Source organism: Polaromonas sp. (genome assembly GCF_030682935.1).
In the GTDB taxonomy this organism is placed as follows: domain Bacteria; phylum Pseudomonadota; class Gammaproteobacteria; order Burkholderiales; family Burkholderiaceae_C; genus Polaromonas.
Map to the genome: position 1 here is coordinate 1 of NZ_JAUXNA010000001.1, position 10,400 is coordinate 10,400.

At 63.0% G+C, this 10,400-nt stretch carries 12 protein-coding genes; 10 read left to right on the plus strand and 2 right to left on the minus strand.

Translation table 11 applies throughout. The features are described from left to right. The 8 genes from Q8K05_RS00005 to Q8K05_RS00040 all read left to right on the plus strand — a co-directional run. The coding region (locus Q8K05_RS00005) for a PaaI family thioesterase (protein WP_305244501.1) at nucleotides 1-309 on the plus strand (309 nt) is incomplete at its 5' end. A gap of 43 nt (nucleotides 310-352) precedes the next feature. Further along, a complete protein-coding gene (locus tag Q8K05_RS00010) occupies nucleotides 353-1,534 on the plus strand; it encodes an isovaleryl-CoA dehydrogenase (RefSeq protein ID WP_305244502.1) in 1,182 nt (393 codons plus the stop codon). Nucleotides 1,535-1,691: 157 nt separating this feature from the next. Further along, nucleotides 1,692-2,633, plus strand: a complete 942-nt coding sequence (locus tag Q8K05_RS00015; RefSeq protein ID WP_305244503.1) for a sodium-dependent bicarbonate transport family permease — start codon at nucleotides 1,692-1,694, stop codon at nucleotides 2,631-2,633. Further along, the gene (locus tag Q8K05_RS00020) at nucleotides 2,630-2,938 is read left to right on the plus strand and encodes a transcriptional regulator (RefSeq protein WP_305244504.1); all 309 of its coding nucleotides are present in this window, start codon (nucleotides 2,630-2,632) and stop codon (nucleotides 2,936-2,938) included. Before Q8K05_RS00015 ends, Q8K05_RS00020 begins: the two co-directional genes overlap by 4 nt. Nucleotides 2,939-3,002: 64 nt before the next feature. Further along, on the plus strand, nucleotides 3,003-3,656 hold the full coding sequence (can, locus tag Q8K05_RS00025) for a carbonate dehydratase (RefSeq protein ID WP_305244505.1): 654 nt from the start codon (nucleotides 3,003-3,005) through the stop codon (nucleotides 3,654-3,656). Nucleotides 3,657-3,695: 39 nt separating this feature from the next. Next, on the plus strand, nucleotides 3,696-5,567 hold the full coding sequence (gene aceK / locus Q8K05_RS00030) for a bifunctional isocitrate dehydrogenase kinase/phosphatase (protein ID WP_305244506.1): 1,872 nt from the start codon (nucleotides 3,696-3,698) through the stop codon (nucleotides 5,565-5,567). A gap of 58 nt (nucleotides 5,568-5,625) precedes the next feature. Continuing rightward, entirely contained in the window at nucleotides 5,626-6,807 is a 1,182-nt protein-coding gene (locus Q8K05_RS00035) for an acetyl-CoA C-acyltransferase (RefSeq protein ID WP_305244507.1), read from the plus strand. Nucleotides 6,808-6,852: 45 nt separating this feature from the next. Further along, nucleotides 6,853-7,983: an acyl-CoA dehydrogenase family protein gene (locus Q8K05_RS00040; RefSeq protein WP_305244508.1), complete on the plus strand. Its 1,131-nt coding sequence runs from the start codon at nucleotides 6,853-6,855 to the stop codon at nucleotides 7,981-7,983. On the opposite strand, the gene Q8K05_RS00045 is transcribed toward Q8K05_RS00040, so the two are convergent. After that, entirely contained in the window at nucleotides 7,965-8,276 is a 312-nt protein-coding gene (locus Q8K05_RS00045) for a type II toxin-antitoxin system RelE/ParE family toxin (protein ID WP_305244509.1), read from the minus strand. The two genes, Q8K05_RS00040 and Q8K05_RS00045, sit on opposite strands and share 19 nt — an antisense overlap. Next, nucleotides 8,273-8,488, minus strand: coding sequence for an addiction module protein (locus Q8K05_RS00050; RefSeq protein ID WP_305244510.1), 216 nt, complete (start codon nucleotides 8,486-8,488; stop codon nucleotides 8,273-8,275). Before Q8K05_RS00050 ends, Q8K05_RS00045 begins: the two co-directional genes overlap by 4 nt. Nucleotides 8,489-8,578: 90 nt before the next feature. Here Q8K05_RS00050 and Q8K05_RS00055 point away from each other — a divergent pair, with 90 nt between their 5' ends. Together Q8K05_RS00055 and Q8K05_RS00060 are read left to right on the plus strand one after the other, a co-directional pair. Beyond that, complete coding sequence (locus Q8K05_RS00055; protein ID WP_305244511.1) at nucleotides 8,579-9,016, plus strand: rhodanese-like domain-containing protein; 438 nt, start codon at nucleotides 8,579-8,581, stop codon at nucleotides 9,014-9,016. A gap of 206 nt (nucleotides 9,017-9,222) precedes the next feature. After that, complete coding sequence (locus tag Q8K05_RS00060; protein ID WP_305244512.1) at nucleotides 9,223-10,383, plus strand: aminotransferase class V-fold PLP-dependent enzyme; 1,161 nt, start codon at nucleotides 9,223-9,225, stop codon at nucleotides 10,381-10,383. The last annotated feature ends 17 nt before the right edge of the window (nucleotides 10,384-10,400 follow it).

Genomic DNA, 10,400 nt, shown 5'->3' on the forward strand with positions numbered 1-10,400 from the left:
TCGGAGCGCGTCAACCAGCAGCAGGGCGGCTTTCATGGCGGCGCCATGGGCGCGCTGGCCGACATTGCCGGCGGCTATGCCGCCCTGACAGTGGTTGCTGCCGATTCCGAGGTGACCACGGCCGAATACAAGATCAATTTCCTGGCCGGTTTCAAGGAGGGTGAACTGCGCGCGATTGGCCGCGTGGCCAGGGCCGGCAAGCGCATCATCGTGACCACGGCCGAAGTGCTGCACCTCGATGCCAGTGGCCGGCAAAGCGCCTGCGCGCTGATGCAGCAAACCATCGTTCCCGTGCCAAAAACCTATTAATCGTCGCGCGAGACCCCTCATTTTCCAGAGAAAGACTTCAATCATGAACAACATGCCAGGACTCAATTTTCAACTCGGCGAAGACATCGACGCCCTGCGTGACGCAGTGCGCGAATTTGCCCAGGATGAAATCGCGCCGCGCGCCGCCGAGATTGACAAAAGCGACCAGTTTCCGATGGACCTGTGGGAAAAGATGGGCGCACTGGGCGTGCTGGGCATCACCGTGGGCGAAGAGTATGGCGGTGCGGGCATGGGCTACCTGGCGCACATGATTGCCATGGAAGAAATCAGCCGCGCCAGCGCCTCGGTGGGGTTGTCTTATGGCGCGCACAGCAATTTGTGCGTCAACCAGATCAAGCGCAACGGCACGGCGGAACAGCGCCAGAAATACCTGCCCAAGCTGATTTTCGGCGAACATGTCGGTGCGCTGGCCATGAGCGAGGCAGGCAGCGGCAGCGTCGTAATCTCGATGAAGCTCAGGGCCGAAGACAAGGGCGGCTATTACGTCCTCAATGGCAGCAAGATGTGGATCACCAACGGCCCCGATGCCGACACGCTGGTGGTCTATGCCAAGACCGAGCCTGAGCTGGGTGCGCGCGGCGTCACCGCCTTCCTGATTGAAAAAGGCATGAAAGGCTTTTCCGTCGCGCAAAAGCTCGACAAGCTGGGCATGCGCGGCAGCCACACCGGCGAGCTGGTGTTCAACAACGTGGAAGTGCCGGCACAAAACATTCTGGGCGGCCTGAACAGCGGCGCCAAGGTGCTCATGAGCGGCCTGGACTACGAGCGCGCCGTGCTCACCGGCGGACCACTGGGCATCATGCAGTCGGTGATGGACAGCGTGCTGCCCTATATCCACGACCGCAAGCAGTTCGGCCAGAGCATCGGCGAATTCCAGCTGATTCAGGGCAAGGTCGCCGACATGTACACCGTGCTGCAGGCGGGTCGCTCGTTTGCCTACACCGTGGCCAAAAATCTGGACCTGCTCGGCGTTGACCATGTGCGCCAGGTGCGCAAGGACTGCGCCTCGGTGATTTTGTGGTGCGCCGAAAAGGCCACCTGGATGGCGGGCGAGGGCGTGCAGATCTTCGGCGGCAACGGCTACATCAACGACTACCCGCTGGGCCGCCTCTGGCGCGATGCCAAACTCTATGAAATTGGCGCCGGCACCAGCGAAATCCGCCGCATGCTGATCGGACGGGAATTGTTTGCAGAGACTTTATGAGACTTTTGAGGGCAGGCCCGCGCACCTGGGCGCAACGAAGCCGCGCGCAGTGGTGCAGACGCGCCGGTGTGATCCAATGCCTGTCCATGAACCCTGAAAAGCATCCATCCATTTTCGCCAGCGCCTTATTCGCCGCCTTCGCCGGCGGCGCCGCACCATGATTGACGTCATCGTCCTGTTTTTCCTGTTCGGCCTGGCGGCGGGCCTGGTCCGTTCGGAGCTCAAGCTGCCGACAGCCCTCTATGACTCCCTGTCGGTGTTCCTGTTGCTGACCATTGGCCTCAAGGGCGGGGAAGGGCTGGCGCAACAGGCCATTGGCCCGCTGCTGCCGCAACTCGGTGCGGTGATCCTTCTTGGGGCGGCGCAGACGCTGATCGCCTTCGCCTTTCTGCGCGGCGTGGGACGCCTGGGGCGGGCGGACGCAGCGGCGACGGCGGCCCACTACGGCTCGGTGAGCGTGGCCACCTTCGCGGTGGGCGTCAACTGGCTGATGACCCGGGGCATCACGTTCGAGCCGCAAATGGCGATCTTCCTCACCGTCATGGAAGTGCCGGCCATCATGGTCGGCATCGTGCTGGCGCGCGGCGTGGGCAAGCAAACCGACTGGCGCGGGCTGGCGCACGAGACCTTCCTGGGCAAGGGCGTGACCCTGCTGCTGGGCGGCATGGCCATCGGCTGGGCGGCCGGCCCGGAGGGGCTTGCGCCCATCAAGGGGCTGTTCTTCGATCTGTTCAAGGGCGCGCTGGCCCTGTTCCTGCTGGAGATGGGGCTGATCGTCAGCCGTCAGGTGGGTGAGCTGCGGCAGCGGGGCGTGTTCATGGTTGCCTTTGGCCTGCTCATGCCGCTCTTGTCGGCGCTGCTCGGGCTGGGCTGCGGCATGCTGCTGGGGCTGTCGGTCGGCGGGATGACGCTGCTGGCCACCCTGGCGGCGAGTGCCTCCTACATCGCGGTGCCGGCAGCCATGCGCCTGGCCGTGCCGGAAGCCAGCCCGGCCCTGTCGCTGGCCGCCGTGCTCGGCGTGACCTTTCCCCTCAACATCCTGGCTGGCATTCCGCTTTACCCCTGGCTGGCCAGCCAAATCGCCGGAGCGACGCCATGACCCTGCTGACAGAAAAACGAACCGTGCTCACCGTGATCACCGAAGCGGCGATGGAAAAAATCATGTTGCGCGACCTGAAGCGGCTGGGCGTGCGCGGTTACACCGTTCTGGATGCCCGCGGCCAGGGTCGCCGTGGCGTGCGCGACTCGGCGTGGGGGGAGGCCGCCAACATCCGCATCGAGGTCATCTGCACGCGTGCGCTGGCGGAAACCGTGCTGCAAGACTTCCTGACCCGCTATTACGACAACTATGCGATGGTGGCCTTTCTCCAGGACGTCGAAATTGTCCGCCCGGACAAGTTCTGATCGTCTGCCAACTGACCGGCAGCCCCTTATGCGCTGCGCTGGTTCCGCTGATTAAGATATTCCCATGCCCTTCATTCAAGATCTCTTTGCCCGCAACCGCGCCTGGGCCGCGCAGATGGAGCATGATCGCCCCGGCTTCTTCACCAACCTGAAAAGTCAGCAAAACCCCAAGTACATGTGGATCGGCTGCTCCGACAGCCGGGTGCCGGCCAACCAGATCACCGGGCTGGAGCCGGGCGAGGTGTTCGTGCACCGCAATGTGGCCAATGTGGTGGTGCATTCCGACCTCAATTGCCTGTCCACCATCCAGTTTGCGGTAGACCAGCTCAAGGTCGAGCACCTGATGGTCGTGGGCCACTACGGCTGCGGCGGCGTGAACGCGGCCCTGAAGAACTTGCGCATGGGGCTGGTTGACAACTGGCTGCGCCACATCAAGGATGTGCGGGATCGCCACTGCGCGATTCTTCAGGCGGCGCCGCCTGAAGCGCGGCTCGATATCTTGTGTGAACTCAATGTGATTGAGCAAGTCATGAATGTGGCGCAAACCACCGTGATGCAGGATGCCTGGGCGCGTGGACAGCGTGTCTCCTTGCATGGCTGGGTGTATGGTCTGAAGGACGGGCTGCTGCAAGATCTGCACATCACGCTGGACAGCCTGGAGGGTATCGAGTCCCTGTACCGTGCCGCCATCGCGGGTGTGTCGGCGGCCCGGCGGTAAACCTGCTGGCATCCGCAGTAAAAATCCCCCAGGAAAAACATGTTTCCACAGCGCCTTGACTCCACGGTGGCCTACGACATCGCCAAAGCGATGATTGACGGGTTTAACCGCCATTACCAGCTGTTTCGCACCGAGTCGGCGCGGGCCAAGCACCGGTTTGAAACCTCGGACTGGCACGGCCAGCAACGCGCCCAGCGCGAGCGCATTGAGTTCTACGACCTGCGGGTGCGGGAGGCCTCGACGCGGCTGGAGCGTGAATTCAAGGCGGGCGAGCAGCCCATGGACGTCTGGCACCAGGTCAAGCTGCACTACATCGGCCTGCTGATCGACCACCACCAGCCCGAATTGGCCGAGACATTTTTCAATTCGGTCACCACCAAAATCCTGCACCGCAGCTATTTTCAGAACAATTTCATTTTTGTCCGGCCCGCCGTCAGCACCGAGTACATCGAAAACAGCGAGCCCACCGCGCAGCCCACCTACCGCGCTTATTACCCGAGCCGGGACACCATGCATGACACCCTTGTCAAGCTGGTGCGCGATTTCGATTTGCGGCTTGAGTTTGAAGACCTGGCGCGCGATGCCGGCTACGTGACAGCGGCCATGATCGAGCGCCTGGGCGACACCACGCTGCGGGCCAATTTCCAGATACAGGTGCTGTCCGGCCTGTTTTTCCGCAACAAGGGCGCTTACATCGTCGGCAAAATCATCAACGGATTCAACGAGATTCCCTTTGCCCTGCCGGTCCTGCACCATCAGCCCGCGCCGGGCCGGGCTCCGGGGGGCGACAGCCAGAGTATTTTTGGCCTGGCGGATTCCGGCCGGCTGGTGATTGACGCCGCGCTGTTTGGCGAGGACGACCTGCTGATCCTGTTCAGCTTTGCGCGTGCCTATTTCATGGTCGACATGGGCATTCCGTCCGCCTACGTGCAGTTTTTGCGCAGCATGATGCCGCGCATGCCGCGCGCCGAAATCTACAACGCCCTGGGGCTGGCCAAGCAGGGGAAGACGCTTTTTTACCGCGACTTTCTGCACCACCTGCGGCATTCCACCGACAAGTTCCGCATCGCGCCCGGCATCAAGGGCATGGTCATGCTGGTGTTTGACCTGCCCTCGTTCCCTTATGTGTTCAAGGTCATCAAGGACTACTACCCGCCGCAAAAAGACACCACGCGCGAGCAGATCAAGGGCAAATACCTGCTGGTCAAGCAGCACGACCGCGTCGGCCGCATGGCCGACACGCAGGAGTACAGCGAAGTCGCGTTTCCGCGCGACCGCTTTGATGACGAGCTGATTGCCGAGATCGAGAAATTTGCGCCCAGCCAGCTGGAAATCAGCGACCGCGACGGCGACGGCAAGATGGAGGTGATCATCAAGCATGTCTACATCGAGCGGCGCATGATTCCGCTCAACATCTACCTGCAGGAAGCCTTTGACATGGGCGTCGCCGAGCCCGCCGCCAAGGCGCAGATCGAGCGCGCCGTGGTCGAGTACGGCAACGCCATCAAGGACCTGGTGGCGGCCAACATCTTTCCGGGCGACATGCTCTGGAAAAACTTCGGCATCACGCGTCATGGCAAGGTCGTTTTCTACGACTACGACGAGATCGAATACATCACCGACTGCAAGTTCCGCAAGGTGCCGACGCCGCGCAACGAAGAAGAAGAAATGAGCGGCGAAATCTGGTATTCGGTCGGGCCCAAGGACGTGTTTCCTGAAACCTTCGAGCCCTTCCTGCTGGGCAACGACGCGGTTCGCGCGGTGTTCATGAAGCACCACGCCGATTTGCTCGATGCCGCCTTCTGGCAGCGCCACCAGGCGCGCATTCAGCAAGGCCATGTCTTCGACGTATTTCCGTATGACCAGCAAAAACGCTTTGCAGTCATGCACGGCGGGGCGAGCGCGGCGTAAGCCCGCGCGGCGGCGCCCCTGTTTTTAATATTCTTTGTCATTTTTCCAGGAGAAGAACATGCTTGATTCCATCGTTATCCTTGCTGCCGCCCGCACCCCCATGGGCGCTTTTCAGGGCGAGTTCGCCAGCCTGTCGGCCCACGACCTGGGCGGCGCCGCCATCAAGGCCGCCGTCGAGCGCTCGGGTGTCGCTCCTGATAAGGTGGACGAAGTGCTGTTCGGCAACTGCCTGATGGCCGGCCAGGGCCAGGCGCCGGCGCGCCAGGCCGGCTTCAAGGGCGGCCTGCCGGCCAGCACCGGTGCCGTCACGCTGTCCAAAATGTGCGGCTCCGGCATGGAAGCGACGCTGCTGGCGCATGACCAGCTGGTGGCCGGCAGCCGCGACGTGATGGTGGCCGGCGGCATGGAAAGCATGACCAACGCGCCGTATCTGCTGCCCAAGGCGCGCGGCGGCATGCGCATCGGCCACGACCGCATTTTTGACCACATGATGCTCGACGGCCTGGAAGACGCCTACGAGCCCGGCCGCTCCATGGGCACCTTTGGCGAAGACTGCGCCGCCAAATACGGCTTCACCCGCGAGGCGCAGGATGCCTTTGCCACCGCCAGCGTGCAGCGCGCCAAAGCCGCGATGGCGTCCGGCGCCTTCACCGCTGAAATCACGCCCGTCACCGTCAAGGGCCGCGCCGGTGACACCGTCATCAGCAGCGACGAAGGGCCGGGCAAGGTCAAGCTCGACAAGATTCCTTCGCTCAAGCCCGCCTTCAAGAAAGACGGCAGCATCACCGCCGCCTCCAGCTCGTCCATCAGCGACGGCGCTGCCGCGCTGGTGCTGAGCCGCGCATCCACCGCCCGGGAGCTGGGCGCGACACCGATCGCCCGCATCGTGGGCCACGCCACCTTTGCCCAGGCGCCCGAATGGTTTTCAACCGCCCCGGTCGGCGCCGTGAACAAGCTGATGAAAAAAATCGGCTGGAACGTCAAGGACGTCGACCTGTGGGAAATCAACGAAGCCTTTGCCGTGGTCCCCATGGCCGCCATGAAAGACCTGGGGCTGAGCCACGACATCGTGAATGTCAACGGCGGCGCCTGCGCGCTGGGCCACCCGATTGGCTGCAGCGGCGCCCGCATCATCGTCACGCTGATTTACGCGCTGAAGGCCAGGGGCCTCACAAAAGGCGTTGCCACGCTCTGCATTGGCGGCGGCGAAGCCACGGCTATTGCCCTTGAGGTGCTATAAATAAGGTGGCTACTCGCGTAGGTAAATAAAGGGCTGGAGGCCAATTTGATACTCAATACAGAGCAGGAGCAAATTCGCGACGCCGTGCGCGCCTTTGCCCAGGAAGAACTTTGGCCCCACGCCGCGCGCTGGGACAAGGAACACTATTTCCCCAAGGAAGCGCACCGGGGCCTGGCCGCGCTGGGCGCCTACGGCATTTGCGTGCCCGAGGAATTCGGCGGCGCCAACCTGGACTACGTCACGCTGGCGCTGGTGCTCGAAGAAATCGCGGCGGGCGACGGCGGCACCAGCACCGCCATCAGCGTGACCAACTGCCCGGTCAACGCCATCCTCATGCGCTACGGCAACCCGGCGCAGAAAAGGCAGTGGCTCATTCCCCTGGCGCAGGGCGACATGCTGGGCGCCTTCTGCCTGACCGAGCCGCACACCGGCAGCGATGCCTCGTCGCTGCGCACCACGGCAGTCAAAGAAGGCGATGCCTACGTGCTGAACGGCGTCAAACAGTTCATCACCAGCGGCCAGAACGGCCAGGTCGCCATCGTGATTGCCGTGACCGACAAGGGCGCCGGCAAGAAGGGCATGAGCGCCTTCATCGTGCCGACCGACGCGCCTGGCTATTCGGCCTCCCGGCTCGAAGACAAGCTGGGCCAGCATTCAAGCGACACGGCGCAGGTCAACCTGGACAACTGCCGCATCCCCGCCGACAACCTGATTGGCGCCGAGGGCGAAGGCTACAAGATCGCGCTGGGCGGTCTGGAGGGCGGGCGCATCGGCATTGCCGCGCAAAGCGTGGGCATGGCGCGCAGCGCGTTCGAGGTGGCGCTGGCGTATGCCAAGGACCGCCAGAGTTTCGGCACCGCCATTTTCAACCACCAGGCCGTTGGCTTCCGGCTGGCCGAATGCGCGACCAAGCTCGAAGCGGCCCGCCAGCTGATCTGGCACGCCGCCAGCCTGCGCGACGCCGGCCGGCCCTGCCTGAAGGAAGCAGCCATGGCCAAGCTGTTTGCCAGCGAAATGGCCGAAGAAGTCTGCAGCGCCGCCATCCAGACGCTGGGCGGCTACGGCTATGTGAGCGATTTCCCGGTCGAACGGATTTACCGCGACGTGCGCGTCTGCCAGATTTACGAAGGCACGAGCGACGTGCAGAAAATCATTATTCAGCGGGCGCTGGCTTGATTTCCTGGCCAGCAGGCCGGGCTGCGGCGGTGATGCAGGCAGGCCAGCACAGAGACGCGCTGGCCGCTCAGCAACTCAAAGTGCAGCGCGTAGGGAAACCGGCGTAACAAGATTCTCCGAAATCGGCCGCGCGTGGGCGGAAAGGCTTCCGGGTTGCGGCTCAACTGCTCCTCGGCGGCTCCAATCACCCGCAGGAAATCGCCGCCCAAGCCGTAGGACCGTTGTTCATACCAGTCAAAAGCTTCGGCAATTTCAGCCTGTGCCGGCGCCTCAAAAACAACTTGCCAGGTCAAAGGTGCACGCCAAGCGACTGCGCGATTTGGGCCAGACTTTTGCCTTGGCCGGGGTGGGCGTCACGCCAGGCAGCGCGGCGTGCCAGTTCATCCAGCACGTCAGCCCGGGTTTCGGGGTCTGTTTCGGATGCGAATTCGTCCCAGATGTCTTCGACCAATTGCAGTCGTTCAAACCTGCCCAGATGTTCAATGGGTTGCAGTGCGGTTTTCATGCGTCAAAGGCTGACAACGGGACTACCTGGCGACAATACAGGCTGCATTCCCGCCGAATAGCGTACTTTTAACCACACAAGGGGACACGCATGCCTATCACCAAAGGATTCCGCCAGCTCGTTGACGAGGCCATGGCGCAGGTCAAAACCTACTCGGTCGATGAGGTCCAGGCCAGGCGGGGCGATCCCAAGGTGCAGATCGTCGACATCCGCGATGTGCGCGAACTGGAGCGCGAGGGCACCGTTCCGGGCGCCCTGCTGGCGCCGCGCGGCATGCTGGAGTTCTGGGTTGACCCGGACTCGCCTTATTTCAAGCCGGTGTTCGGCGACGACAGCACCGAATTCATTTTGTTTTGCGGCGCCGGCTGGCGCAGTGCGCTGGCCACCAAAGCGCTGCAGGACATGGGCATGACCAATGTGGCGCACATCGACGGCGGTTTTGCCGAGTGGCAAAAGCAGGGCGCACCGATTGAAACGCTGGAAGCGCACAAGCAGGCCCACGCCGCGCGCCGCCCCGCCAAATCGTGACGCCGGATGCCTGCCCCCGTGGCTGGCTTGATGCGCGAGGACGGGTGCTGGTGTTGCCTGGATGGCGACCAGTTTTAAACAAAATAGGCCTCTGGCCCCCGTGTTGTAAGCACAAGAAGCTATTAATAAGTGAGCGCTTCCTGTAAGGAGGCGCAGCGTGCTAAGCTGCCACGCTGACTTTTTTCCAACTACATAGAGACAACATCATGCCCGGACTATTGCCCAACGTTGACCCTGACGGCCTGCTTGAATTTTCGGTGGTGTACACCGACCGCTCGCTCAACCACATGTCGCGCAGTTTCCAGGGCGTGATGCTTGATATCTCCAGCCTCCTCAAGGAGGTGTACAACGCACCTTCCGTGGCGCTGGTGCCCGGCGGCGGCACCTACGGCATGGAAGCCGTGGCGCGCCAGTTCGCCACGGCCAAGCATGTGCTGGTCATCCGCAACGGCTGGTTCAGCTACCGCTGGACGCAGATCTTCGACATGGGGCACATCCCCGCATCGTCCACCGTGCTCAAGGCCCGCCAAACCGGCCCCGGTGCCCAGGCCCCCTGGGCACCCGCACCCATCGCCGACGTGCAGGCCGCCATCGCCAAAGAAAAACCCGCCGTCGTCTTTGCCCCGCATGTGGAAACCGCCTCCGGCATGATCCTGCCCGACAGCTATTTGCGCGCCGTGGCCGACGCCGTGCATGCCGTGGGCGGCCTGTTCGTGCTCGACTGCATCGCCTCGGGCGCCGTGTGGGTCGACATGAAAGCCACGGGCGTCGATGTGCTGATTTCCGCGCCGCAAAAAGGCTGGAGCAGCTCACCCTGCTGCGCCATGGTCATGCTCAGCGAGCGCGCCCGCACGGCCATTGACAGCACCACCAGCTCCAGCTTTGCCTGCGATTTAAAGAAGTGGCTGCAGATCATGGAAACCTATGAAAAAGGCGGCCACGCCTACCACGCGACCCTGCCGACCGACGCCCTGACACGTCTCGCCGCCGCCATGAAGGAAACGCAAGCCTACGGTTTCGCCAAGGTGCGCGCCGAGCAGGAAGCGCTGGGCAGCCAGGTGCGCGCCCTGTTCGAAAGCCGTGGCCTGCCCAGCGTTGCGGCCGAAGGCTTCAAGGCGCCCGGCGTGGTGGTCAGCTACACCACCGACCCCGAGATCCAGTCCGGCAAGAAATTCCTGGCCGAAGGCCTGCAGACCGCAGCCGGTGTGCCGCTGCAATGCGACGAAGGGGCAGACTTCATGACCTTTCGCGTCGGACTGTTCGGGCTGGAGAAGTGGCACCAGGTGGACCGCACGGTGGGGCAGCTGGCGGGGGCGCTGGATCGGATGGGGCTGGTTGCGCCTGTGGGGGAGGCGGTTGCTGGCTGAAGTTCGTCAACGCGTTC